25 protein-coding genes are annotated in these 25,536 nt (G+C 56.7%); 4 read left to right on the top strand and 21 right to left on the bottom strand.

The genetic code is table 11. The annotated features are described in order from the left end of the window. Window positions 1-14: 14 nt before the first annotated feature. The 3 genes from BLR00_RS09220 to fliF all read right to left on the bottom strand — a co-directional run bounded on the left by BLR00_RS09220 (window position 15) and on the right by fliF (window position 3,594). Window positions 15-653, bottom strand: a complete 639-nt coding sequence (locus tag BLR00_RS09220; protein WP_256324096.1) for a flagellar assembly protein FliH — start codon at window positions 651-653, stop codon at window positions 15-17. A 228-nt stretch (window positions 654-881) separates the two neighbouring features. Then, complete coding sequence (fliG, locus tag BLR00_RS09215) at window positions 882-1,880, bottom strand: flagellar motor switch protein FliG (protein ID WP_074632079.1); 999 nt, start codon at window positions 1,878-1,880, stop codon at window positions 882-884. Beyond that, window positions 1,873-3,594, bottom strand: a complete 1,722-nt coding sequence (fliF, locus tag BLR00_RS09210; RefSeq protein ID WP_074632078.1) for a flagellar basal-body MS-ring/collar protein FliF — start codon at window positions 3,592-3,594, stop codon at window positions 1,873-1,875. The genes fliG and fliF overlap by 8 nt, the downstream gene beginning before the upstream one ends. A 219-nt stretch (window positions 3,595-3,813) precedes the next feature. Between fliF and fliE the strand changes: the two genes are divergently transcribed. Together fliE and BLR00_RS16310 are read left to right on the top strand one after the other, a co-directional pair. Continuing rightward, complete coding sequence (gene fliE, locus BLR00_RS09205) at window positions 3,814-4,176, top strand: flagellar hook-basal body complex protein FliE (RefSeq protein WP_074632077.1); 363 nt, start codon at window positions 3,814-3,816, stop codon at window positions 4,174-4,176. Between the two features lie 100 nt (window positions 4,177-4,276). After that, window positions 4,277-4,471, top strand: coding sequence for a hypothetical protein (locus tag BLR00_RS16310; protein ID WP_143007635.1), 195 nt, complete (start codon window positions 4,277-4,279; stop codon window positions 4,469-4,471). Between the two features lie 101 nt (window positions 4,472-4,572). Here the strand turns inward: BLR00_RS16310 and BLR00_RS09200 are convergent, their stop codons facing one another. The 7 genes from BLR00_RS09200 to BLR00_RS09170 form a co-directional block, all read right to left on the bottom strand. Further along, window positions 4,573-4,953 carry an EscU/YscU/HrcU family type III secretion system export apparatus switch protein gene (locus BLR00_RS09200; protein ID WP_074632076.1) on the bottom strand — a complete coding sequence of 127 codons (381 nt, stop codon included), beginning with the start codon at window positions 4,951-4,953 and terminating at the stop codon, window positions 4,573-4,575. Further along, entirely contained in the window at window positions 4,940-6,061 is a 1,122-nt protein-coding gene (fliK, locus tag BLR00_RS09195; RefSeq protein WP_074632075.1) for a flagellar hook-length control protein FliK, read from the bottom strand. Before fliK ends, BLR00_RS09200 begins: the two co-directional genes overlap by 14 nt. Window positions 6,062-6,108: 47 nt before the next feature. Further along, complete coding sequence (locus BLR00_RS09190; RefSeq protein WP_074632074.1) at window positions 6,109-6,453, bottom strand: flagellar protein FliT; 345 nt, start codon at window positions 6,451-6,453, stop codon at window positions 6,109-6,111. Continuing rightward, window positions 6,450-6,917, bottom strand: a complete 468-nt coding sequence (gene fliS, locus BLR00_RS09185) for a flagellar export chaperone FliS (RefSeq protein ID WP_074632073.1) — start codon at window positions 6,915-6,917, stop codon at window positions 6,450-6,452. Before fliS ends, BLR00_RS09190 begins: the two co-directional genes overlap by 4 nt. Before the next feature lie 15 nt (window positions 6,918-6,932). Further along, on the bottom strand, window positions 6,933-8,942 hold the full coding sequence (gene fliD, locus BLR00_RS09180; protein ID WP_074634232.1) for a flagellar filament capping protein FliD: 2,010 nt from the start codon (window positions 8,940-8,942) through the stop codon (window positions 6,933-6,935). Window positions 8,943-9,165: 223 nt separating this feature from the next. Continuing rightward, window positions 9,166-10,323 (bottom strand): flagellin N-terminal helical domain-containing protein, encoded by a 1,158-nt coding sequence (locus BLR00_RS09175; protein ID WP_074632072.1) that lies wholly within the window; start codon window positions 10,321-10,323, stop codon window positions 9,166-9,168. 486 nt (window positions 10,324-10,809) lie between these two features. After that, window positions 10,810-11,967 (bottom strand): flagellin N-terminal helical domain-containing protein, encoded by a 1,158-nt coding sequence (locus BLR00_RS09170; protein WP_074632071.1) that lies wholly within the window; start codon window positions 11,965-11,967, stop codon window positions 10,810-10,812. Window positions 11,968-12,378: 411 nt separating this feature from the next. On the opposite strand from BLR00_RS09170, the gene BLR00_RS09165 reads away from it, so the two are divergent. Both BLR00_RS09165 and BLR00_RS09160 read left to right on the top strand, forming a co-directional pair. Beyond that, complete coding sequence (locus BLR00_RS09165; protein WP_074632070.1) at window positions 12,379-12,606, top strand: AbrB/MazE/SpoVT family DNA-binding domain-containing protein; 228 nt, start codon at window positions 12,379-12,381, stop codon at window positions 12,604-12,606. Then, complete coding sequence (locus tag BLR00_RS09160) at window positions 12,603-12,992, top strand: type II toxin-antitoxin system death-on-curing family toxin (RefSeq protein ID WP_074632069.1); 390 nt, start codon at window positions 12,603-12,605, stop codon at window positions 12,990-12,992. Before BLR00_RS09165 ends, BLR00_RS09160 begins: the two co-directional genes overlap by 4 nt. 21 nt (window positions 12,993-13,013) lie before the next feature. Here the strand turns inward: BLR00_RS09160 and BLR00_RS09155 are convergent, their stop codons facing one another. The 11 genes from BLR00_RS09155 to flgD form a co-directional block, all read right to left on the bottom strand. Beyond that, window positions 13,014-13,640 (bottom strand): response regulator, encoded by a 627-nt coding sequence (locus tag BLR00_RS09155; RefSeq protein WP_074632068.1) that lies wholly within the window; start codon window positions 13,638-13,640, stop codon window positions 13,014-13,016. A 3-nt stretch (window positions 13,641-13,643) separates the two neighbouring features. Continuing rightward, entirely contained in the window at window positions 13,644-14,804 is a 1,161-nt protein-coding gene (locus tag BLR00_RS09150) for a sensor histidine kinase (RefSeq protein ID WP_074632067.1), read from the bottom strand. Window positions 14,805-15,524: 720 nt separating this feature from the next. Next, entirely contained in the window at window positions 15,525-16,460 is a 936-nt protein-coding gene (gene flgL / locus BLR00_RS09145) for a flagellar hook-associated protein FlgL (RefSeq protein ID WP_074632066.1), read from the bottom strand. 311 nt (window positions 16,461-16,771) lie between these two features. Next, window positions 16,772-18,694, bottom strand: coding sequence for a flagellar hook-associated protein FlgK (gene flgK / locus BLR00_RS09140; RefSeq protein WP_074632065.1), 1,923 nt, complete (start codon window positions 18,692-18,694; stop codon window positions 16,772-16,774). A gap of 159 nt (window positions 18,695-18,853) precedes the next feature. After that, complete coding sequence (flgJ, locus tag BLR00_RS09135; RefSeq protein ID WP_074632064.1) at window positions 18,854-19,837, bottom strand: flagellar assembly peptidoglycan hydrolase FlgJ; 984 nt, start codon at window positions 19,835-19,837, stop codon at window positions 18,854-18,856. After that, window positions 19,837-20,916 carry a flagellar basal body P-ring protein FlgI gene (locus BLR00_RS09130; protein ID WP_302847667.1) on the bottom strand — a complete coding sequence of 360 codons (1,080 nt, stop codon included), beginning with the start codon at window positions 20,914-20,916 and terminating at the stop codon, window positions 19,837-19,839. The genes flgJ and BLR00_RS09130 overlap by 1 nt, the downstream gene beginning before the upstream one ends. Before the next feature lie 81 nt (window positions 20,917-20,997). Continuing rightward, the gene (locus BLR00_RS09125; RefSeq protein WP_074634231.1) at window positions 20,998-21,699 is read right to left on the bottom strand and encodes a flagellar basal body L-ring protein FlgH; all 702 of its coding nucleotides are present in this window, start codon (window positions 21,697-21,699) and stop codon (window positions 20,998-21,000) included. 51 nt (window positions 21,700-21,750) lie between these two features. Then, window positions 21,751-22,536 carry a flagellar basal-body rod protein FlgG gene (flgG, locus tag BLR00_RS09120; RefSeq protein WP_004175440.1) on the bottom strand — a complete coding sequence of 262 codons (786 nt, stop codon included), beginning with the start codon at window positions 22,534-22,536 and terminating at the stop codon, window positions 21,751-21,753. A gap of 190 nt (window positions 22,537-22,726) precedes the next feature. Continuing rightward, a complete protein-coding gene (flgF, locus tag BLR00_RS09115) occupies window positions 22,727-23,473 on the bottom strand; it encodes a flagellar basal-body rod protein FlgF (RefSeq protein ID WP_074632062.1) in 747 nt (248 codons plus the stop codon). A 71-nt stretch (window positions 23,474-23,544) separates the two neighbouring features. Next, window positions 23,545-24,759, bottom strand: a complete 1,215-nt coding sequence (gene flgE / locus BLR00_RS09110; RefSeq protein ID WP_074632061.1) for a flagellar hook protein FlgE — start codon at window positions 24,757-24,759, stop codon at window positions 23,545-23,547. A gap of 104 nt (window positions 24,760-24,863) precedes the next feature. Further along, the gene (gene flgD / locus BLR00_RS09105) at window positions 24,864-25,532 is read right to left on the bottom strand and encodes a flagellar hook assembly protein FlgD (protein WP_074632060.1); all 669 of its coding nucleotides are present in this window, start codon (window positions 25,530-25,532) and stop codon (window positions 24,864-24,866) included. Between the last annotated feature and the right edge of the window lie 4 nt (window positions 25,533-25,536).

The following is a 25,536-nucleotide window of genomic DNA, read 5'->3' as shown; positions in this document are numbered from 1 at the left end:
TTCATCCGTCGGGTTTAGGGTTGTTCCAGCCAGGCGCTATTCTGTCCCAGTGCTTGCGTGATACGCTGCCACCGGGTGGCAAGGGTGGCATCGACCTGGCCGTGGCCCGTCTTTACCCTGCAATCGCCACGCTCCAGACGGGTGTCGACGTGCACTGTGCAGTCGTTGAGTTCGTGGTTCAGGTATTCGCGTACCAGAGCGGCATCCTCCGGGTGCAGGTATAACTGTGGCGGCTGACTGAATGCGGACTCATGGTGTATGTTTTCGCGCACTATCGTTAACACGAGTTCTGGCTTCACTCTGAGGGCCTCGCGTACCATTTGCTTGGCAAGATCGAGAGCCAGAGCAAGCAAATCGTTGCCGATGGTCCGATCGGCGTCAGTCAATGCCCGCTGGAAACCGCTGAGCAGGCTCTGCAATCTTTCAGCTTCCATCGTGGCCTGTTCGCGCCCGGCTTCATAACCCGCCCCGTAACCCGCCTCTTGAGCCGCCTTGTGCCCCGTCGCGTAGCCTTCCTGCTGCGCCTCCTGATGTATCCGCTCGATCTGCTCGACAGTAGGCAGAATGACCGCTGACTGCTGTTCCGGCTCCTCGATCTCGAAACCAAATGCCGGTGCCATGGCGGAGGCACCGGTTTTTTTGAAGGCGCTCATTTCCCAGCGCTCATAAGTGGCGAGGTGTTCTCTAGGAATAATTTGACTGACCATTGGCTGTTATTTCCTGCGTCATTCCCTCCCGGCTGGGAGTCGAAATTTGAAGCGCCTTTATGAATTCAAAACCTGAAACCAAATTTACAGGGAGACTATTTATTCAAGCCCGGATAATCCATCAGGCGGCTCTCCAAACCTACCTGGGTGCTAGTGCCTTAATGGATTATCGGGTTAAACGTAGCTCTCTTCGCCCTTGCCGCCGAATGCGATCTGACCCTCATCAGCGAGGCGCCTGACGGTCTGCAGTATTTGCTTTTGCTGGGCCTCTACTTCTCGCACTTTCACCGGACCCATTGCTTCCAGATCTTCGCGCAGCATTTCCGAAGCCCGGCTGGACATGTTCTTGAATATTTTCTCCCGCAGTTCCGGCACGGCGCCTTTCAGCGCGATGATGAGCGTGTCGGATTGGATCTCGCGCAGCACCAGCTGTATGCCGCGGTCATCGATATCCATCAGGTTTTCGAACACGATCATCTGGTCTATTATTTTCTGGGCCAGATCCGGATCGAATTCGCGCAAATTGTCGAGTACGGAAGTCTCAGCTGCGCTGCCCATGAAATTAATGATTTCTGCCGCGGTGCGGGTGCCCCCCACCGGACTTTTGTTGATATTCTCGCTCCCCGACAGCAGGTCGGTCAGCACATCGTTGAGTTCCCGCAATGCCGAAGGCTGGATGCCGTCAAGCGTGGCAATACGCAGCAGCACGTCGTTACGCAGCAATTCGGGAAGCTGTCCCAGAATCTCGCTTGCCTGATCACGGTCGAGATGCACCAGGATGGTGGCGATAATCTGCGGATGCTCGCTCTTGATCAGCTCCGCCACCGACGGCGAATCTATCCATTTGAGGCCCTCTATGCCGCTGGTATCGCTGCCTTCCAGAATGCGGCTGATGAGATCCGCGGACTTGTCCTCGCCCAACGCTTTATGAAGCACCGAGCGGGCATAGCCCTCCGGGTCGAGAGCCAAAGCGGTGGTCTTATCTTTCGGTTGGCTGCAGAAATCGCTGATCACGCTATCGATCTGATCCCGGCTCAGGTTCTTGATCTTTGCCATGGCAGTGCCGACCTTCTGCACCTCACGGGGAGTGAGATGCTTGAGCACCTGCACCGCTTCGTCCTCACCCAGCGACATGAGCAGGATCGCGCTTTTATTGACACCCAGCTCAGTCATGGCCGGCCACCCACTTCTTGACCACGCTCGCCACCATCTTCGGATCGTCCCTTGCCAGTTGCCGGGCCAGAGCCAGTTTTTCATCGTACTGGGAAAGCTGCGGCGCTTGGTTTAGAGCAGACGTCGATTGCATCTCTTGATCCTCATTATTCCCAGTTAGTAATGCGGGCGCCTGCGCCGGTGGCTGGTTCATGCGCTTCAGCATCGGCCGCAGCACGCCGAGTACCAGATACAGAATCAGTGCGCCGATCAGCACATTCTTGCCGATTTCCTTGGCAAGCTCGATCATCTCCGGTTGCTGCCACAAGGGAAGCTCCGGCACAGATTCTTTCTCTATATCCGTAAAGGGGCTGTTGACCACGTTCAGGGTATCGCCGCGCTCCCTGCTGAAACCCATGGCCTCTTTCACCAGATCCATGATCTGCGCCTTTTCCGCTTCGCCCAGGGGTTGCATGCTGGTTATTCCCTTCTCGTCCGTCACCCTGCGGTGATTGACCACCACCGCAACCGACAGCCGTCTGATTCCGCCAACCTGCTTGCGCACATGCTGGATGGTTTTGTCCACTTCGTAGTTGGTGGTGGCATCCTTGCGCGTATTGACGGGCGGCGGTGGCACGGCTGGGACGGCGGGCTCGCCGCCCGCCTGGGCGGGTGCGCCAGGCGTTCCGGGTATCGGCGCCTGATTGGGCGGCGTGGCCGGGGTTGTCGTAATCGGGGCTGTCGCGGACGCGGGAGGCTGATTGGAGAGCGCGCCGGGCACCCCGCCTTCGCCTTGACCGGAGGTCATCGATTCCGACGTCTGCTGACTGCGCAACGCGGCACTTTCCGGCGTCTGATTGGGCTTGTAGCGCTCATCCATCTGCTCCGAATGGGCGAAATCCACATCTGCCGCAACCTGGGCACGCACGTTTTCCTGTCCGACGATCGGAATCAGGATTGCCTCGATCCGTTTCACATAGCTTTGCTCCAATGCCTGCACGTACTTCAACTGGTTGGGGTCCAGGCCGGTGCCGGGATTGGCTTCATCCGTCTTGCTTAGAAGGCTGCCGGTCTGGTCCACCACTGTCACATTCTTGATGGGCAGATTCGGAACGCTGCTCGATACCAGGTGCACGATCGCATTCACCTGCTGCGAATCAAGTGTGCGTCCCGCGTAAAGATTAACCAGCACCGAGGCACTGGGTTTCTGTTGTTCACGCATGAATACCGATTGCTTGGCCATGGCCAGATGAACGCGGGCGCTGCTGACCGCCGCCAGCGCCTGGACCGAACGTGCAAGTTCCCCTTCCAGTGCGCGTTGGAAATTCACTTGTTCAAGAAACTGACTGGTACCGAATTTCTGGTTTTCCATCAACTCGAAGCCCACCAGGCCGCCTTTGGGCAACCCTTGTGCAGCAAGCTTGAGACGGGCATCGTGTACTTCCTTGGCAGGCACCAGGATGGCGCCGCCACCGTCGGCGTATTTATACGGCACGTTCATTTGCTGCAGGGCTGCAATAATGGCGCCGCCGTCGCGGTCGGACACGTTACTGAACAGCACCTTGTAGTCGGGAGCCTGACTCCACATCCAGCCGCCCGCGAGTAATGCAATGATGGCGGAAACGGCCAGCATAAAACCCATCTTTTGCTGGCTGGACATCCGGCTCAGGAAAATCTGTGGACCACTCAAACTCATTGGACTGCTTACCGCAACCGCTTCCGCGCCCGCCGTCATCATGCTCTCCCCGGTGATTCAATATCAATCAAAAGTGTTTTCCTACTCGCGATCATCGAACGCAACTCGCGTCCAATCATTGGATGCAACGCTTGCTTTAACCGAATGACAGCATTATCAATGTCCCGGCCGAATTTAAAGCGGAGAACAGAAGCCAGTTTTACCGCCATTTCAGGGCACGGATTTAAGGCGGGAATGCTATCGTGCGCATATTCGGATATGAAAAGTGGGGACCGTATGGATGTATCGAAGATAGACGCAATGCTCGCGCAATTGCGGGCCGGTGCGGCGGTGGCTTCCGGCAAACCGGTATCCGGCGCAACCACGCCAGGCGTGCGCGAAACGAATGAAGGTGGACGCGTTGATTTCAGCACGGTATTCAAACACTCGCTGGATCAGGTCAATAACTCGCAACAAAATGCCGCAAAACTCATGCAGGATTTTGAAATAGGCGCGCCGGGCGCCAATCTGACCGAAGCGATGATCTCGATGCAAAAAGCGAACATTTCACTTCAATACACCTTGCAGGTTCGCAACAAACTAGTCATGGCATATCAGGACATCATGAACATGCCGGTGTAAAACTGGCATTTATCGATCTGGCGGTTTAACCTAAATCCGGTAGTTGGACAGGGTGGAGCGTGCGGTTTTTGGGGTGCGGGGCAAGACGTAACAACGCGAAATGCGACCGCGTAGGGTGGAGCAGTGCCTTCCGCAGGAAGGTGCGACCCCGAAGCGGGATGCGGGCGCCCCATGGACGTTGGGCGCGGGCGCGGCATCCCCTACGCTGCCCGATCCCCGCTTCGCGGGGCCCCTCGTGCGACGCTTCGGGGCACCGTTCCATTTCAAGGCGTTGCAACACCGCCATGCGCCATAAAAACCGTGCGATCCGCCCTGTAGCGGACTCACCCAAAAGGTAAACCTCAAATGACACAGGAAATCTTTATGAATCATAGAACTAAACTCATGAATGAGCAGTCAACTACCGGATTTAGATTTATCCGGCAGGGTGCCGCGTTTGTCGAGTAGAAGGGTTTCCGTTCTTCCGGTGGATTCGGATGGAGAGGGCAAAGCCTTATAGGGAAGTGGAAGAGCCGCGCCCGCCTCCAGCTTGTAAAGCCAGGCGAGCAATTCCGCTACCGCCTGATATAGCTGAGGCGGGATACGTTGATCCAGATCCACTTGCATCAATAGCGATACCAGCTCCGCCGACTCATGCACGTAGACGCCGTGGTCTCGCGCCTTCCTGATAATACTCTCGGCAACCATGCCACGTCCCTTGGCGATGACTTGCGGGGCGGATTGCCCGGCACGATAGGCCAGCGCGACGGCGGCTTCGCGTGGATCAGGCCTCTTCATCAAGATCCACGCCCATGTTCAGCAGTTTGATTCCAACGGCTTCCAGACCATTCGCCAGCGGTGCAACGCCTGCCCGTAGAGCGGTCGCCGTCATTGACTCCGCCGCGGTGAGCCGCACATCCACGCTGCTCATCTCGCCCGTGCCGCGAGTGTTGAGCCGCAAACTGGCGGTAATTAGCCCCAGGTTCGGCAGCGTCAACCGCAAGCGGGTTTGCCAGGCTGCGGCGGGCTGATCCAGCCCTTCCAGCCCTTCCCGCTCTTCTTGCTCTTGCGGTGCTTCTTCGAGCGCCTCCCATGCAATGGCCTGACCGGGCCATGCCACACCCTGCCAGGAAAAATGGCGCATCTCGAAAGCTTCCAGTTGTTGCCGCACAAGAGCCATGGCGGAGGGATGCACCGGATCGGGCACCTCGGATGCGAACGTGGCGTCAGCGGTGCCGGTATCATCAGCGCTATTGTTGTGTAGCGCGATGGCCGCGTTCGACTCGGCGTCCGCAAAGAACCGGATTGGCTGTCCGGACAGGCGCGCCTGCGGCTCCAGCAGCAGTTCCGCCAACGACCTTGTGCCCGCGACCCACTGTGCCAGATGAGATTCGTAGAATAGCCCGCTACGGCTAAGAGCACTTTCCAGGCTCCGTGCCAGGTCAGTGCCATCGGCCGGCGGCATGGCGAGCAACGGAAAATGAAAGGAAGTCGCGCTTGACGACGTTGCGGAACCGCTTGGGAAGATCGGGTGGCGCAGCAGACTATCGATAAGACGGCCAGTCTCGCTCAATCGTGAAAAAACTCCCGCAGGTGACGCCTCAGTGGTCAGCGTAAATGTTGGCTGGGGCTCGCGGGAGACAAAAATCAGGTTCAACACGTCACCTGAGCTGACTCCTGCGGGCAGCTTCATGTGTAATGTCTGCCCGCTCCCCGTATTGCCTGCATTGCGGGCATCCAGCGCCACCATAAACTCGCCGTTGGCAAGACTATTCTGTACCGTGGCCCGCAGCCGCTGGCCCGGTTCCAGTCCCGCCAGCAACTGGGTGTCGCCGGATTGCCGGCGCGCCAGCATCAGGCCGGGATAAATACGGGTTAATGCGTTGAGTGCATTGAATGCAAACATATCGTGTGTCCAGGGTACTTTGTAAGGTCGCCGCCCCATCCGGTTTGTTATGTGCCACCCGGCTCCTGATCGTACGCGCGGCGTAAACGCCGTTCCATTCCCGCATTGCCGAGCAAACTCTGCACACGCCCCAGCCAGGGCTCGGTGTGGCTGCGTATTTCGGCATCATCAGCCAGGATTTTGTGAATCAATTCAATTTTTTGCCGGAGCATTTCGTTTGTAAGCCGCGCAGGCTGCGCGGTCGCGAGACGCGACACCAGTGTGGCGTAATGCCGTTCCAGTACCGTCAGACGGTCCCATTCACCGGCTTGGGCAGCTGCGACCATTTCGCCGGTAACATTGGAAATGTTCTGGTAGGCGGCGAGCGTATCCGTGCTATTCATGGGATTCATGCCTTTCCATAACCGGCGGCAAGCCCCGCTGCTTGAACACTGGAATCCCCCGCTTGTGGCGAAGGGGATAAACTTATCGCTTCCCATGCTTCGTTCAGTTCGCCCAGCAGGCGGGCCACTTCCTCGATATACTCGGGTTTGTTGTGCAGATTGGCCTGTAACAGCCGGCGGCTCATATAATCGTAGAGCGCATGAAGCTGCTGGGCCAGTTCGCCACCGGCCTTGACATCGAGGCTGGCCTGCAACCCGGAACTGATGATCGCAATGGCTTTGGAAATTGCTTCCCCCTTGGGGGTAATTTCGCCATTTCTCATATGGAGGAGAGCGGATGACAACGCAGTGCGCGCACCCTCGAACAGCATCAGAATAAGCTTGTGCGGACTAGCCGCGATAACGCCGGTTTCCAGGCCCACCCGGGCGTAGGCGCTGACGCCATGAATGCCATAGCCGGACGCGGTGTACATATCAGATTTCTCCTTTTAAGATTTGTTTTGTTGCAGGCTGGCCAGTTGCTGCTCAAAAAACTGGCTGGTCTGGTTCAGGCTGCTGAGCATCGTGTCCAGCGCGGTGAACTGCGCCCGGTAACGCGCCTCAATACCCTCCAGGCGGCGGGTAAAGTCCTCCTGGCGGCGATCAATATCCTTGATACTGGCATTAATGCCGTCGGTGCGGCTGGCGATGATGCCGTCGCTCGTCAACAGGTCTGCCGCCAGCGTGTTCAACTGATCGGCATAACCGCGCGAAAAACTGATGGTACCGCGGACGCCCAGCGCGCCGCCGTTGATGGTCAGGCGCAAGCCCTCTGCGGCGTTCCCGGTTGCAGCCGCGAGAGTCTGTCCCGTTCCGGTCGCGGCTACACCGTTGATAGTGCCGGCCACATCCACTCCGGCCGCCGACGCGGGACTTGCACCCATCAGACCGGCGGCACCGTTACCACCCGTGACGGTGACACTGGAGGCGGAACCATAGCGTGCCGACGTGATGCTGAGCACCCCGGCTGCTTGTGAAACCACGGCTGAACTACCCGCACCCATCAGGCCGGCGGCGCCGTTCAGCTTGCTTTGCACCTCAGCCGCCAGCGCATCCGCCGATGCGTAAGTCCCTGCGGCAAGTGTGACGCTGACCGCTACGCCATCCACATTGATATTCAATTGGTCGTTGACTCCGGCGATAATGCCCAGTCCCGCCACCTGGCTGCCGATGAGGCTGCCTTGGGCCGCAAGTTGCGTAACCGCGACCGCATAATTTCCAGCTGCCGTCTTATTGGTGGCTCCGCCATAGGAAACCAGGCTGTCCGTCGGCGTACCACGCACGGCAAACAGACCGGCGATGCCATCGAAGCCATTGTCGAGCGCTGTCTGGAGCTTGGTGGAATCCAGCGCCAGGCTGCCATCTTTCTGGAAAGCGACGCCTATCTGGGACAATGAGTCAATGCCACCCGACACGCCTCCCACCGCGACCGATAGCGTGGCGCGAATGCGGATCTGAATCGATAAAGCTGCCGAGTCGCCCTGCAGTATGCCGCCCTTTTTTGCCGCTGCGTTATAGGAACTGAGATCCGAAAGCGTCTGGTTGACATTGTTGTAAGACTTGACGAATGCTTCGACTGACGCCTTGATGCCAGCGCTGTCACGCGCCACCGCTAGCGTGGTCGGGGTGCCGATACTGCTCTTGAGTAGATTGAGCGTCACACCTTCAATTGCATCGGTAACGATGTTCGAGCCTTTGCTGATGGCGATCCCATCGATTACAAGTTTGGCGTCCTGCGCAGCCTGCACTTCGGTCAGATTCTTGCCGGAACCTGCTGCCGCCGTCGGGTCGAAGGCGAGCCGGGACAAGCCGGCCGCGTCCAGATTGACGCCATCGCTGTCAGCGGTAGTGATCTTGATGCTGCTGGCGGCGCCGGTATCCTTTGCGGTCAACACCAGCCTGTTGCTGGTGCCATCGTTGATGATCGTCGCACTAACGCCGATATTGGCAGTATTGATCGCATCGCGCACGCCGGCAAGCGTGTTGTTGGACGGATCGATAACCACCGTCTGCGCCGGTTTTGCGCTGTTCAGGGTGAAGCTGTTGCTACCGCTGTCGTAACTCCCGTACTGAATCGTCAGGGTACCGCTACCCACCACGCTGGCGGTGCTGGCAAAGCCGTCGGAACGGATTTTCTGCTGTTGCGCCAGTTGCTGCACCTCTATTGAATAGCTCCCCGGCACCGCTTTATTAGCGGCATTGGCCGTGGCGGTTAATATGGAAGCATCCCCCGGGCTGGCTGTGAGCGCTTGAAACTTGGTCCCATCAGCCATTCCTTTCATCACCGTCTGGAACGATGCCAGCGCGCCTTTCAGTGTCCCGTACGCGGACAGCTTCGCCTGGTAGTCGGTTTCGCGTTTCGCCAGCAGCGTAAGCGGCTGCCGTTCGACCGCCATCAACTGGCTGACGATTCCATCCACATCCAGATTCGAGCCAATGCCTGCTGCAGATATGCCCATGTCTCCGCCTATACTCGTTAGGGTCCTATTGGTCCCATTTACCACGCGGCCGGAAGCTTGCTGGCGATCCGGCACGGGTTTATTCAATTCGCTGCTATCTTTGTAATCCGACTTCAGTCGAAATCGGATTACAAAGCGTTTGATTTCAAAACTCGAATCCGGGGGGATCACCCCCGGATTCGTTCCTGATAACCGGCTCTTGACCGGTTAATCGCCTGCCTGGTTAACCTCTCAACAGTGCCAGCACAGACTGCGGCATGGCATTGGCCTGGGCCAGCATCGCCGTCCCCGCCTGTTGCAGCACCTGGTTCCTCGATAATGTGGCGGTTTCCGCCGCAAAATCGGTATCGACGATACGGCTGCGTGATGCGGTCAGGTTCTCTCCAGCGGTTTGCACATTCGCGATCGCCGACGAGAAACGGTTCTGATAGGCACCCAGGTCGGCGCGGCCCGCATTGAGCGCGCTCAGCGCCGAATCCATTGAGGCAATAGCAATGTCGGCACCCCACGTATTGCCGATATCCACCCCTGAAAAACCGGCGACAGTAGTCGTTGTCGCAGTGGTCGTGGCGGCTGTCAGGCCGGTGGTCGCCGTGGTGGCGGAGGCGCCGGCAAAAGCCACGACCGTATTGCTGCCCGACATATTGGTCAGCGAGACCAGGCCGGCGGCGTCGGCGGTGGCGATTACACCGGTAGTATTCGTCACCGTGTTGATGGCGGCCGCAATGTTGGCGCCCTGTGTCACGGCGTTACCACCGGCGGCAACCGCGCCTACGCTGGTGCCGTTGATGGTCAGGTCACCCGCAGTGATCGCGGTGAAAGCCGTGGCGGCGACGCCGGTAACATTGGCTGTAGTACTGGTCGTGGAACCCAGAGCTGAACTCTGCGCGTTGACCAGGCCGCTGATGGAGATGGTTTCGCCGACGTTGGCGCCAACCTGGAATGCCTGATTGGTAAATGTGCCATCGAGCAGCTTGATGCCGTTGAATGCGGTCGTTGAAGATACCCGGTCGATTTCATCCTTGAGCTGCTGGACTTCGTTGTTGAGCGCGGTACGGTCGCTAACACTGTTGCTGGCATTGCGCGATTGCACCGCCAGTTCGCGGATGCGCTGCAGGTTGTTGCCGATTTCTCCCAACGCGCCCTCGGCGGTCTGCGCCATCGAGATGCCGTCGTTGGCGTTGCGCGCCGCCTGGTTCAGACCGCGAATCTGGGAAGTCATCCGATCGGAAATCGCCAATCCCGCCGCGTCGTCCTTGGCGCTGTTGATGCGCATGCCGGAAGACAGGCGTTGCAGGGAGGTGGCAAGCGCGCTTTGCGAACTGCTAAGGTTGCGTTGCGCATTCAGCGAAATTACGTTGGTGTTGATAATTGCAGCCATTTCAAAATCTCCTCGATTAAAGTGTGATGGAATTAAACCCTACAGCTTTCGACTTTGATCCACCCAAATCCAAGGCTGATCAACCGCTGTTATGTTGATTAACGGCGCCTCACAAAATAAATTTAATCGATTTATCAAGATTTCTCAGAACGTCAATGACAAATAGCCAGACTTGGAATGATAAGCGGAGGGGACGTTGCGCAATCCAACGATTAACGGGTAATCCACACCGTATATCCGGATTTCGACCATAAAAACAGCGGTGAGAAGCCCGCACCAAAACATCCTGGGCCTCATTGCATCGCAAAGTGAATGTGAGAACCTCGGCGATGCTTACTTTATGCAGGATGGGTAAAGCGTAGCGTAACCCATCAAGTGGTAAAGCAGGTATAAACCATCTGAACGGCTAAGGTACAAATGCAACCCCGGGGCTTCGCCCCGGGGTTGCATCCGTCAATCAGCTTTGAGTAAGACTGATTCCTTCAATTATCCTCTCAGCAGCGCCAGCACGGACTGCGGCATGGCATTGGCCTGGGCCAGCATCGCCGTACCCGCCTGTTGCAGTACCTGGTTCCTCGATAATGTGGCGGTTTCCGCCGCAAAATCGGTATCGACGATACGGCTGCGCGATGCAGTCAGATTCTCCGCGGCGGTTTGCACGTTTGAGATCGCCGATGAGAAACGGTTTTGATAGGCACCCAGGTCGGCACGGCCCGCATTGAGTGCGCTCAGTGCCGAATCCATCGCAGCGATGGCGAAGTCGGCATTGGTAGTATTGCTGATGTCCAGATTCGCGAATCCCGCGCCCGTCGCGGTCGTTACCGCGGTCGTGGCGGCTGTCAGGCCGGTGGTCGCCGTGGTGGCGGAGGCGCCGGCGAAGGCCACGACCGTGGTATTGCCCGATACGTTGGTCAGCGAGACCACGCCGGCGGCGTCGGCGGTGGCGGTAACGCCGGTGGTATCCGATACCGTGTTGATGGCAGCCGCAATGTTGGCGCCCTGCGTCACGGCGTTACCACCGGCGGCAACCGCGCCCACGCTGGTGCCGTTGATGGTCAGGTCACCCGCAGTGATCGCGGTGAAAGCCGTGGCGGCGACGCCGGTAACATTGGCGGTGCTGCTGGTGCTCGTGCCGAGAGATGTGCTCTGTGCGTTGACCAGGCCGCTGATGGAGATGGTTTCGCCAACGTTGGCGCCAACCTGGAATGCCTGATTGGTAAATGTGCCATCGAGCAGCTTGATGCCGTTGAATGCGGTCGTTGAAGATACCCGGTCGATTTCATCCTTGAGCTGCTGGACTTCGTTGTTGAGCGCGGTACGGTCGCTAACACTGTTGCTGGCATTGCGCGATTGCACCGCCAGCTCGCGAATGCGCTGCAAGTTGTTGCCGATTTCTCCCAACGCGCCCTCGGCGGTCTGCGCCATCGAGATGCCGTCGTTGGCGTTGCGTGCCGCCTGGTTCAGACCGCGAATCTGGGAAGTCATCCGATCGGAAATCGCCAATCCCGCCGCGTCGTCCTTGGCGCTGTTGATGCGCATGCCGGAAGACAGGCGTTGCAGGGAGGTGGCAAGCGCGCTTTGCGAACTGCTAAGGTTGCGTTGCGCATTCAGCGAAATTACGTTGGTGTTGATAATTGCAGCCATTTCAAAATCTCCTCGATTAAAGTGTGATGGAATTAAACCCTACAGCTTTCGACTTTGATCCACCCAAATCCAAGGCTGATCAACCGCTGTTATGTTGATTAACGGCGCCTCACAAAATAAATTTAATCGATTTGGCAAGATTTTTCTGCGTAATTCCAACCGGCCCGGAGCGTCCCAGTTACTGCTATCCACCGTGAGACTCAACAAATAATCAGACCGTTATGATAAGCGGACAGAGAGATGCGCAATCTCTCGATTAATGAGAAATACACGTTCTATATCTGAACTTGGATATGAAGCTTATGTATGATGAGGTGAAGCGTAGCGTAACCCATCAAAACCACGCAACAACACGGTTGCCAAAGCATTTAAAATGTTATTACAATAGTAATAACAACATAGGAGACCGTCATGGTTGAACTCAAGGTCCGTAAATTTGGCAATTCGCTCGGAGTCGTCCTGCCCAAAGATGTTATCAACCGTCTACACACGAAAGATGGAGAACCTCTGTTCCTGATCGAAGCACCGGATGGCAGCTACCGGCTGACCTCCTATGATCCCGCCTTCGAAAAAAAAATGGCGAAGGCCGAAGACATCATCAGCCGCTATCGCAACACACTGCACACGCTGGCTAAGTGACGAAACCGGTTTGGATAGAAGAATGGGATGCGCTTACGCTGCATGATCGCTTGCTCGCGCTCCATGGCGGTGCTACGGGCTTGCGTGATGGTGCCCTGCTGAAATCCGCCCTCGCACGGCCGCAGCAGCTTTACGCCTATGAGGATACACCTGACATCATCGGCATGGCGACGGCGTACACAGCAGGCATCGTGCGCAACCATCCCTTTGTAGATGGCAACAAGCGTACCGGCTTTGTTATCGGCATCCTGTTTCTCGAACTGAACGGCTACCGCTTTACCGCCAGCGAAGAGGACGCGGCGCAGGGTGTTTTAAAGCTGGCGGGCGGCTCGCTCGATGAAGGGGATTACGCCGCTTTCCTGCGCGCCAATGTAAAAGCGGAATAACAGGAAATGGCGGTGCGCCGATCAGACCAGCCCATTTTTAATAGCATAATGGGTCAATTCGGCATTATTTTTGAGCTTCATCTTTTCCAGCAGCCGCGCGCGGTAGACGCTGACGGTCTTGACGGACAGACGCATTTCCTCAGCCGTATCGGTGAGGCCCTTACCCGAAGCGATCAGGCACAACGTCTGGTATTCCCGGTCGGAAAGAGTCTCGTGAGGCGGCCGCTCATAATCGGCACCCAGGCTATCCGCCATCGCCTCGGCCAGGGTCGCGGTGAGATACTTGCGGCCCCGCGCCACCTGGCGGATAGCCGCCATCAGCTCGCCAGGCGCGCTTTGCTTGGTGATATATCCTGATGCACCCGCTTTCAGCGCCCGGATGGCATATAAACCTTCTTCGTGCATGCTGAGCATCAACACGGGAATTCTTGGACACTCTTTCTTAATCTGTTTCAGAACCTCGATACCGCTCCTGTCCGGCAGCGATATATCCAGCACCACCACGTTCCATTCGCCCTCGCGTACCTGCCGGATTGCGTCGGAACCACAATCCGCTTCCTTGATAAAAATGGCTTCACCGCTTTCCATCAGGATTTGCCGCAAGCCCTGCCGGACAATAGCGTGATCGTCGACAATCAGTATATTCATCTGCTATGACGGCCGGATGTTCGATCGCGGGATCGCAAGGCTATCCCGCCCCAGCGCGAGCGGGATCGACAAATGCACCGCAGTGCCCTCCCCTGGCGCGCCGCTGACGGTCAGTTTGCCGTCAAGCAGACCTGCGCGCTCGATCATGCCGCGAATGCCGAAAGAATTTAACTTCCCCGTGTCCGCTGCTGTAATGCCGCGACCGTTATCACGCACCTCCAGCTCCAGCTGCCCTTTAGCGGATATATCCGCATCCAGCCGTACCCAGACATGCGAAGCCCGCCCATGCTTGGCAATGTTGGTAAGCGCTTCCTGAAAGATCCGGAATACGGCGACCGCCGCGTCCTGGTCCAGTTCAATATCCTCCTGAGCGCACACGACCTCGCACGGAATGCCGAGCCGCTTGCTGAATTCACCTGCCTCCCATTCGATTGCCGCAACGATGCCGAAATCCATGATGCCGGGACGCAGATCGCGGGACATGCGCCGTATCGAATCGATGGTACGGTCGACCAGCTGATCGATGGTATGGATCTTTGCGAGCAATACCGAGTCTTCATCCGTGATATGACGGCCCAGCCAATCCAGGTCGATCTTGATAGCTGTCAGATTGCCGCCAAGATCATCGTGAATCTCCTGGGCGATGCGGATGCGCTCATGCTCCCTCGCCGCCATGACATGCGATGATACTTCCCTCAGGCGTTCGTGGGATTCCTTGAGTTCCGTCTCCCGCCGCCTGCTTTGCGTGATATTGATGATGATGCCTTCCCAGATCACGCCAATGTCCTTCTCCCGGCGCGGACTGGCTCGCAGGCTCACCCACTTTACATCTCGGAACGACTCAATCCACAGGCGGCCCTCCCAATTCCATGTATTCAATCTGGTGGCTGATTGATCCCTGGAGCGGCGCAAACCCTCCCGGTCTTCCCGCAGTACGATATCCATAAACAACTCGGGATTAGCCTGTAATGCCTCAACCGTGATGCCGAGCAGGTTAAAACACTGGTCGCTGACAAACGGTATAATGTGCCGGCCATCCTCATACCGGACATACTGAAATACCATGCCGGGCGCATTGGCAACGATGGCAAGCGACTGCGCTTCCCCTTCCGCTGCTTGCATGGCGTCTTCTATTTTTTCTTCTGATTTATCCGCGTCTTTCATCGGTACGCTGCTGTTCAGGTCTATCCGTTAAGATTCGAAAATTTCCAGCTTTATGCTCTCATGTATTCCCAAAGAAACGTACTTAAGCCCAGTAGCTTTTATTGTTAATTTGGTGAGGATACCGAGCGATGGAGCTGCTCCAGTGAGCAGCAAGGTTATTCTCTCTTCCAGTCTTTGCTATGGTGAGCTTGAGATGACTCAGTGCGTAGAATTGAGGTAAATTATTATTTATAGGCCAGAAATTCTATCTAATTAGAAAAGAAGATTATAACGCGGAAAAATTGCATTTTAGCAGGCCCTGTCGACTTTACTACCCGTAGGGCACCAAACGACGAGAGCCTGCAATGCAGGGATCAAGATCATTCAACCACCGCACAATTGTCGAGAAGGAATAAAGGAAATATACAGGCATGAGCAATGAAGTTGCCCATCATATCGATGGATTTAGTTAGGAAATTTAATAATAAAAGAACAACCATTCGCACAAGATACCATCGCGCTTGTGTATGATTTTGATGAAATACTTTCGCCTCAGCCCCTGCAAAAATATACCGTTTAACCAAGACTTTGGGTAAAGTCGTCCGATTTTTAGATATCAAATTACAGAAATTTAAATTTTGTCTGGCTCCAATCTCTAAATCATCCCCTTTTGTGCTGGGGCAACGACAATCCCACCGGCTTGAATAAACCGTGCAGTAAATAACGTTCAGTAGTACATCACTACCGAATATAATCAAACAACGACAACCCCTGCACTTTCAGGAATGCCTTCTGCGTCGCCTCCAGGTATGCTTGCTGCTGGGTCAGGTCACTAATGGCCTTGGCATAATCGACATCCTGCAGGTCAGCAAGCTGCTGCTTGTACTGAATGCTCAACGCATCACCTGTGTTGTTGAGCGTGTCCACTTCATTCATGCGTGTGCCCACGTCGGAGCGGACGCGCAGCACATTGTCCAGTGAGCTGGATAAATTGCTCTGGGCTGCGTTCAGGCCGCTGGCGAGCGCAGTTTTGTCGGCAGCAGTGACGACTGGGATTTCGAGCACGCCGATCAGATCAGAGAGTGTCTTGAACAGACTCTGGTAGCCGCCACCGGAAGCCGGAATGCGTTGGAATACCTCCTGCCCCGATGCGTTCACGGCGAGCTGGCGCGAATCGCTGGCCTGTACCAGGCGCTTGCCATCGTCGCCCATGTACTGCACGCCGCTGCCTGTATCCACGAAAGGTTTGGTCGATCCCTGATAGCCGGAAAACAGGTATTGCCCGTTGGCGTCGGTACGATTGGAAAGACTCAACAATTCATCAAGATTGCCGCGTAATTCGGTGGCGATAGCAGTACGGCCGCTGTCGTTAAGCGTACCGTTACCCGCGTACACGGCGAGTTCCTGCGCATTCTGCACCAGATTTACTACGTCCTTCAGGGTGCCTTCCAGCATCCCCAGGCTACTCGTGGCGCTCTGCCGGTTAGCTGCATACTGGGTATTGCTTGCATCGGCCTGGGATACCCCTAGCGCGCGAACATAGGCTGCCGGGCTTTCCGAAGGCGTAAGAAGACGCGTGCCACTGTTAATCTGTTCCAGGGTCTTGACCTGCGCGGCTTGCTGGCGATTGAGGGCAGCGATGCCGAGTTCATAACTGGTGTTGCTGCTAATGCGCATGGTGATTTCTCCTTTGTTTTTTTGCTATCCGGCCTGTTATCTATTCATTTCATCACGTGCTTTGCTGCATGCATCTATACGGCTTCCGGTAGGATGGGTGGAGCGTAGCACAACCCATCATTGGATTATTTTCACACCTCACCAAACCACAATCACACGAGTACGGTCATGATCTGATGGTTCGCTTTATGTAGGATTTTGATGGGTTACGCAACGCTCCACCCATCCTACATAAGCCTCAAATTGAGAATGGTTCATAGACATGAATACGAATCAGGGGTCTCAAATATTGCATTTGAGGGCCTGCTTTGCTATCTCGACATCTCAAGCAGTGTGTCAAACATCAGGCTGGCGGTCTGTATTATCTTGCCGGCTGCTTGATACGCCTGCTGATAGCGCAGCAAGTTGGCCGCCTCCTCGTCCAGGTTGACCCCCGACTCTGATTGCTGCAAAACCTGGGTCTGGCTTACCAGATTGGCCTGGGCGGCACTGGTGACTTCCAGCTCGCGGGTCTTGTTGCCCATCTGGCTGACCATTTGACCATAGGCGGTCTGGTAATTTATCGTGCCACCCGCCATGGTGTTGCTGCCTTGTAACGCCCCTAATAGCAAGGCATTGCGATTGTCGCCCACACCATTGATGTTGGGGCCGATACTGAACGTATCGCCCGGCTGGGGCGAACCGGTGATTTGAACAGTCCATCCGTTGTAGCTGATGGTGCCGCCCGGCGTGAACGCAATACCGGAGGGATTGCCGGTGCCGGTGCCGCTCACGTCGAAAGTGGTTGCACTGGTGAAGGTAAGCGTCACGGGCTGTTGCAGGTTGGGATCGGCCGGCGGCGGCGCATTGACCGTCCCGGCACTGATGCGTCCGGTGCCGGTATTCACAAGCGGCGTATCGGTGCGGATGGGCGCAGCGGCCGCGATCAGGCTGGTGTCCTGAATGGCGACCCCAATCTGACCGGCCCCGTTTACGGTAGGCCGGATCAGAAATTCGTCGCCCGCGGCAATGGTGCCCGATGCAATATCCAGGCGTACGCCGTCCACCGTCTGCGGAAATGTGGTAAAGGTCTGCGCGGCTCCTTGCGCGACACCGTTGCTCAGGCGCGTAACAGTATAATTGGCGCCATCATAGCGGAGACGGTAGTCGCTGGTAGTGAGCGCGCTGTAACTGGTGATTTCCGCGGCGATAACCGCGCTGCCGCTATTATTGGTGGAGGCCGCCACCGAAGGACTCGGCACGGTAAAGAAATCGCCACCCAGATTACCGTGTAAATCCTGCCCTAGGCGGTGCTGCTCATTGAAGGTCCCCGCTAGGCTGATGGCGACACGCCCCAGACCATTGCGGGCAGCATCAAGCGATTCACTGCGAAATTGCAGCAACCCGCCGAGCTTGCCGCCATCCAGAGTCGATTCTCGGATCGGCGTGCTGCTGCCGTCAGCAACGTAAGTCACGTCGATACGGCGCGCGTCGGTCGGAGAAGTCGCTGTCGCGAGCTGAAAAACCTGGGTGCCGACCAATAACGGCTGACCGTTACCGATCAGGATGCTGTACGAACCGTCACCCTGCTGCACGACATTGGTACGAATCTCCTGATTGAGCTGTCCCACCAGCTCATCGCGCTGATCCCGCAGATCATTTGCTGGCTGGCCTCGGGCGGAGCCTTCAGCCTGGCTGATGGTCGCATTCAGCTTACCGATCTGCGCCGCGAGTGTATTGATCAGCGACACGCTATCCTTTATTTGCGTGTTTACCCCGTCCTGTATTTCGTTAAGGCGGCTATCCAGTGACTGGAATCGCCGTACCAGCACCTCCGCGCTGGATAGCATCGACTGCCGGGAAGGCATGTCGGACGGATTGGTGGTGACGTCTTGCACGCCTCCGAAAAAATTCTGAAGTGCCGGTGCGAGGCCGAGGTTTCCGCCCGGATCGGCCAGCAACTTATCGATCTGCTGCATCTGGGCAAAATACGTATCGAGCTGGGCGGATTCCGTTTTTGCCTGAGTAACCTGCTGGGTCAGAAACTGATTATATGAACGGCTCACCGTATCGACCTTCGCTCCCTGGCCAATAAATCCGGTGCCGGTGCCTTGGGCCGGGTTGGTCGACTGCACGATCTGCTGGCGAGTATAGCCGGGGGTGGCTGCGTTACTGACATTATGGCCGGTAACAAGCAATCCCCTCTGCGCGGCATTGAGCGCGCTCAGTCCGATGCCGAAAATTCCGTTACTCATGTAATTTCTCCTCACCCATAGCGATGGCCATAGCTATATCCAATATTAACGGCTGCTGGCAGAAAATATTTAGCGGTAGGCACCAAATGACTCTACGCCCGCGTCGCTGGTCAAACGGCAAGATGGCGGAACTGGCAGCAGTACCGGCAATGATGGTCCTCAGGACCATTGCGTCGTCTTGATGATGCGGGTCAACTTGTCCGCGTAGTTCGGATCAGTGGCATAGCCCGCACGCTGCAATCCTTGCGCGAAGCCCGCCGCATCGATCCCTTGCGTTGCTTGCGCCACTACGTCCGCATAACGCGGATTGTTGCGCAGCAGATTGGCATAGTCGCGGAAGGCGTCAGCATATGAAGAGTAGGCACGGAATTTTTCCACGCTCTTCTGCGCTACGCCATTGACATATTCGGTCGTTACCGTTTCCACCACGGAGCCCTTCCAGTTGCTGCCGGCCTTCACGCCGAACAGATTGTGACTGGGGGTGCCATCCGCCGCGCGAATCTCGCGTTTGCCCCAACCACTCTCGAGCGCCGCTTGTCCGAGCATAAACCGCGCCGGTATACCTGTCGTCTGGCTGGCCTGGACTGCATGCGGCATTAGCCTGCTCTGAAATTCGGCCACTTGCGATTGCGATCCCGGTTGAAGTGCAGCCTGTTGAGGCGCCTGCGGCAACTGCGAGGGCTGCGGAGTCAGCGCGCTGCTCTGCTGCTGCGGCGGCGGCTGCGTCTGTTGCAGCGGCTGCTGCTGTACGGGTATGTTCTCTTGCGGCGATGTCTCCGGAACACCGGTCCCAGAATGCGCGGAAGCGGGTGCAGTGCCTTCCCCCGGCAAATCTACCGGCAATCCGCGGCCCAATTGGCGCACCATCATGTCGGCCAGGCCAATGCCACGTGAAGCCATACTTTGCGATAACTGCTGATCGAGCATGGAGGTATAAAGACGGCTTTGGTCGCTGTCCATCAAGCTATCCTGGGAAGTCGCCTCGCGCATGCTCTTCAGCATCATGTTCATGAACAGGACCTCGAATTGCTTTGCGGCAGCTTCAAGCCCGGCCTTGTCGGTTCTTTTAACATCGGTGCGCAGCTCATTGACCGCCTGCACATCAAGCGCGAATTTGCCCGAGAGGTCGGCCGAAGTCATCATTAGATGATTTCCAGATCCGCCCGCAGCGCCCCGGCGGATTTCATCGCCTGCAGGATCGCCAGCAGATCCTGCGGCGTCGCGCCGATCGCGTTCAAGGCCTTCACCACTTCGGCCAGCGAGGCGCCCTCGACCATTGTGAGCATGCCAGACTCCTGCCTGATTTCGATGGTCGAACGCTGCGCCTGCACCGTCTGCCCGCTGGAAAAAGCCCCCGGCTGGCTGATTACCGGTTCAGTGCTGATGACCACCGATAGATTGCCGTGTGCAATGGCACAGGCATCGACCGTAGCCGCCTGATTCATAACCACCGAGCCGGTACGGCTGTTGACAATGACCTTGGCGTAGGTGGGTGCCGGATTTATATTCAGGCTTTCCATGTCCGCAACGAATGCCACGCGCTGATCGCTTCCCTCCGGCGTACGCACTTGGATCACCCTGCCGTCCAGCGCCGCTGCGGTACCCGTGCCGAACTTCCCGTTAATGGCATCCACGATTCTTTTGGTATTGGAAAAGTCGGTGCTGTTAAGCTCAAGCCGGATGACGTTATCCTGGCCCAAGGCGACAGGCACCGCGCGCTCGACTGTCGCGCCGCCGGTAATACGCCCGACACTTAGGTGATTGACCTGTACCTGGCTGCCGCTGGCGGAAGCGCCGAAACCGCCGACCAGCAAATTACCCTGCGCCATGCCGTAAACCTGGCCGTCAGCGCCCTTGAGCGGAGTCATCAGCAACGTGCCGCCACGCAGGCTGCGGGCATTACCCATGCTGGATACTGTCACGTCAATGACCTGGCCTGGCTGGGCAAATGGCGGCAGCGAAGCGGTAACCATCACCGCAGCCACGTTCCGCAGCCGCAAGTTGGTGCCGGGCGGCAGATTGATGCCCATTTGCATCAGCATGCTGACGATGGTCTGCACAGTGAATGGCGTCTGGCTGGTCTGATCGCCCGTGCCATCCAGACCCACCACCAAACTGTATCCGATGAGCTGGTTAGCCCGCACGCCCTGGATCGTGGCCAGATCCTTGATCCGTTCGGCCTGCACCGGAGTAGTCATGGCACCCCACCCCAGCCAGAGCATAAGAAACAGCAAGCTGACCTGTTTAAGAATCGCGGTACGCGGTGGCGAATGAAGTATGTCATGCGGCATGATCAGCCTCGCTCAGAACGGTGATATGGTCAGGAAAAAGCGCGAGAGCCAGCCCATGGTCTGCACCTCGTCGATATAGCCGTTGGCCTTGTACTCGATTTTTGCATCCGCTACCTGGATCGATGATACTGTATTATTGATGACCGTTTCGGGACGCACCACTCCGGAGAAACGGATATATTCGGTGCCCTGCGTCATGGCCAGTTGCTTTTCTCCGCTCACCACCAGGTTGCGGTTGGGCAGCACTTCCAGCACGGTGACAGTGATCGTACCAGTGAAATTATTGGTGGAAGCTGCCTCGCCCTTACCCGAGAAATCGTTGGTAGTCGACGCACCTAAATCAAAATTCTTGGTGATGGGCACTCCGAATATCATGGGCGGAACTTCATAATTTATGCCGCTGCTCTTGTTCGCGCTGCTGGCAGATTTCTTGCTTGCGTTGGTCCGCTCATTAAGAACAATCACCAGGGTATCGCCTACCACGCGCGCACGGCGATCCTCGAATAACGGCCGGTCATGCGTACCTGCCTGGAAAATGGCACCATTGGCAGGCGGGGGGCCGCCCACTCCCGTACGGGCGGACATCGGTTGTTGTACGATCGCCTGGGGAGCGGGCAGGGTTATGCAGCCGGAGAGTGCAAGCACCATGATGACCATGGGTATTCCATGCCACACAAGCGGCCCACTGCGCTTTCCGGAAGAATATGCAGCCATCGGGTTATCTTTATATTGCCGATACATCCCTGTTCTCACCGCTGTCATCGCTTATGACATCTGGGACAGACGCTGAAGCATCTGATCCGAGGTCTGAATTGCTTTACTATTGATTTCGTAAGCACGCTGGGTCTGGATCATATTGACCAGTTCCTCCACCACGTTGACGTTGGAAGTTTCCACATAGCCCTGGTTGAGCACCCCGGCGCCATCTATGCCGGGTGTATTGATGTTGGGCGGGCCGCTGGAGAAGGTTTCCACATAGAAATTCTCACCCACACTCTGCAACCCGACCGGGTTGATGAACGTGGCCAGTTGCAAAGAGCCGACTTCAACCGGCGTGCTGGAGCCCGGCTGGGTAACCGAAACAGTGCCGTCGCGGCCGATGGTAATGCTGAGGGCATTGACAGGAATGGTGATGTTCGGCTGAATCTGATAGCCGCTGGATGTCACGAGTTGACCCTGGGAATCGGATTGAAACGAGCCATCCCGGGTATAAGCGGTAGTGCCATCGGGCATCAGCACCTGAAAGAACCCCTGGCCCTGGATGGCAACATCCTTCGAATTTCCGGTTTGCTGCAAATTGCCTTGGGTGAATACGCGTTCGGTTGCGACGGGCCTGACACCGGTGCCGATCTGCAAGCCTGATGGCAGCTGCGTTTGCTGTGACGACTGTGCACCGGGCTGGCGCAAGGTCTGATAGAGCAGGTCTTCGAAAACCGCGCGTGAGCGCTTGAATCCATTGGTGCTGACATTGGCCAGATTATTGGCGATGACGTCCATCTGCGTCTGCTGCGCATCGAGACCGGTTTTGGCAATCCATAACGAGCGGATCATGTAAATCTCCTGAGAGTAAATCTATCCTGGGGTAAAGTTAGGCATTGCCAGGTCAAGCTATACGGAAAATCATTTGCGGCATCTTATGACAGAGCGGGCAAAGTCAGTGCCTGAAAAAGAGGGACAATTGCCTTTTACTTTCCGGTTTCACCCTGACCCGCCCCACTTCAACCCCTGCTTCAATCGATGGTTAACTTAGGTTGAGCAGGCTACTCGCCCGCTGCGCGTTGCCTTCGGCATTCTTCAACAATTTCATGTGCGTCTCGAACTGGCGGGACAGCGAAATCATGTCAACCAGCGCCTCCACGACGTTGACATTGCTCCCTTCCAGAGCGCCGTTGATGAGAGTGACATTGGCATCCTCATTCGCCACGCCGCCGGCAAGCCGGAACAGGCCATCCGCACCACGCGTAAGCTGGGCTTCGGGTGGATTGACCAGCTTGATGCGGCCGGCTGTCAGCACGACATTCGACTCGTTCGATCCCGGACGAATGGCCACGGTGGAAACGGTCCCATCTTTCGCAATCGTGATGGTCGAGCCGGGAGGGATGGCAATCGCGCCGCCATCACCCTGTATATTCAGACCGTCACGCGTCTGCAATACCCCATTGGCGCTGACGTGGAGGCTGCCGTTGCGGGTATAGGCCTCGCTGCCATCCTCCAGCCGCACGGCGATCCATCCCCGCCCCTCTACCGCCACATCGAGGTCGCGCCCTGTTTGCTGTACGGTACCCGGACGAAAATCCGCGCCCGCACTTGAATCCACCACAAATGCCCGGGTCGCGAGGGCTTCGCTGAAGACCGGGACCGCGCGCAATACGCTCGTTTCTGCGCGGAAGCCGGTGGTATTCGCATTCGCCAGATTATTCGACATGGCAGCCTGCTGCCCCATCGTATGCTTGGCACCGGTCATTGCTGTATAGATCATGCGATCCATTTTTTACTCCTGTATTTCATAATGGCCGGAAATGGGCGGTGCGTCATCCATCACCCATTTTCGTTATTTCATTACCGCAGATTCACCAATGTCTGTAATAATTGGTCATACGTTTTGATGGTCTGAGCGTTGGCTTGGTAAACTCGCTGCGCCGTGATCATATTGACCAACTCGGAGGTCAGCTCCACGTTCGAATCTTCTACTGCGCCGGATTGCAAACTCCCGAGGCCACCCGTGTTCGGCGCCCCCACCAGGGGGGCGCCGGACGCCGAACTCTCCGTCCAGGTATTGTCACCCTGTATCTGCAGGCCCTGCGGATTGGAAAAATTAGCCAGTACAACCTGCCCAAGGTTTAAGATTTTGCCGCTGGAGTAGCTGCCGCGGATCATGCCATCGGCACCGACATCAAAACCGGTCAACCGGCCGGAGGCATAGCCGTCCTCGGCCAGCGCGTTGACACCGAAGTTGGAGCCAAACTGTGTCGTGCCGGTAAAGTCCATATCGAAAACCACCGAGTTCGCACCGGTGGTCACGGGCTTCGTCACACTGAATATTGCGGAGCTTGACGGATCAAGGCCGCCGGTAGACAGAAAATTCAATGCACCCAGCGGTGCCCCGCCATTGAGCAGCGTTCCTTCGCTGGCGGCAAACACATCCCAGCTATTGGCAGCAGTCTTGACGAAATAAGTCGACACCGTGCTCGAGTTACCCAGACTGTCGTGAATCGGCATGGGGATAAAACTGTGGTAAGTGGTTGAATCGGCCGGATCGAAGGCAGCGGAACTCAGCGCTGCTTCGCGCGAATCCAGATTAACCAGGGTATTCACCGAAGTCGTTGCACGCGGCGGTAAATCAGCCGTGGAAATCTGAATATCGGATGGTGCACCCGCATTAATCTGGCCGGCGGCATCCGCCGTATATCCGGTGAGACGCAGGCCGCTGCTGTTGACAATGTATCCGTCCTTGTCCGGATGAAACTGACCGTTGCGCGAGTAGCTGATGGAGCCTTGGTCACTCAGACGATAGAAGCCATTGCCACTGATCGCGATATCCAGTGAGTTGTTGGAAGCAGTAATGCCGCCCTGGCTGAATTGCTGCGCAACCGCGGCCACCTTGACACCAAGACCCGGCTGAGTTCCGTTCGACAACGAATTGGCGTAAACGTCAGCAAACTGCGCTTGCGACTGCTTGAAACCCACCGTATTGGTGTTGGCGACGTTGTTGCCGATGACATCCAGGTTCCTTGCTGCTGCGTTCAGACCACTTAAACCTTGCTGAAAACTCATGATGCACTCCTTAGTAAAGGTCGTTTCACCCTGGGAAACAGGGAGGGAAGACAAATCGGGTTAATACTTCTCCGGCGCTCCTGCGAATATTCGGAAATACCTGTTTAAAAAATCTGTTTGACATCCGCCAGGCTCGCCGATCCCACGCCCCCCACGTTCAGCTGAATACCCTGGCTTCCCTGGGAAACACCCTGGACGGTACCAAACGCGAGCGTTTGCGCATCAACCTTTTGATCGCCGCGTAATGCGCTGACGCTCATGGTGTAGTTGCCGTCAGCTGCGGGCGTGCCGTTATCAGACATGCCATCCCACTGCAAGGTTAGCGGCCCGGCTACTTGCGCACCCAGATCCATGACCCGTACCGCTTGGCCGGCGCTATCGTATATGGTCACTTTTACATTGTCCGCGGGCTGAGCCAGATCAACACCGAATACACCGCCGCCGCCCGCCAGTTGCAATGCTGAACCGGGTACGAGAACGGCATGTCCGATCATGTTCGCAGCCTGCAGGGATTGTCCTGCGGTAATGCCGCTTGCCATGCCTTGCAGCGTGGCGTTTAGCTTCTCGATACCGTTTACGGTGCTGATTTGCGCAAGCTGGGTAGTCACTTGAGCATTATCGAGAGGGTTTAGAGGATCCTGGTTCTTCATTTGAGTGACCAATAGCTTGAGGAACCGGTCCTGCGGATCTTCTGCAGCTGGCTTCGCGGCATTCTTGGTGTTATACGACGTAAATAGATTGGAAGCAGGTCCGGTATCTTGAACAGAACTCATGGTG

It is taken from the genome of Nitrosospira multiformis (assembly GCF_900103165.1).
In the GTDB taxonomy this organism is placed as follows: Bacteria; Pseudomonadota; Gammaproteobacteria; order Burkholderiales; family Nitrosomonadaceae; genus Nitrosospira; species Nitrosospira multiformis_D.
This window is presented reverse-complemented; position numbering and strand designations above follow the sequence as displayed.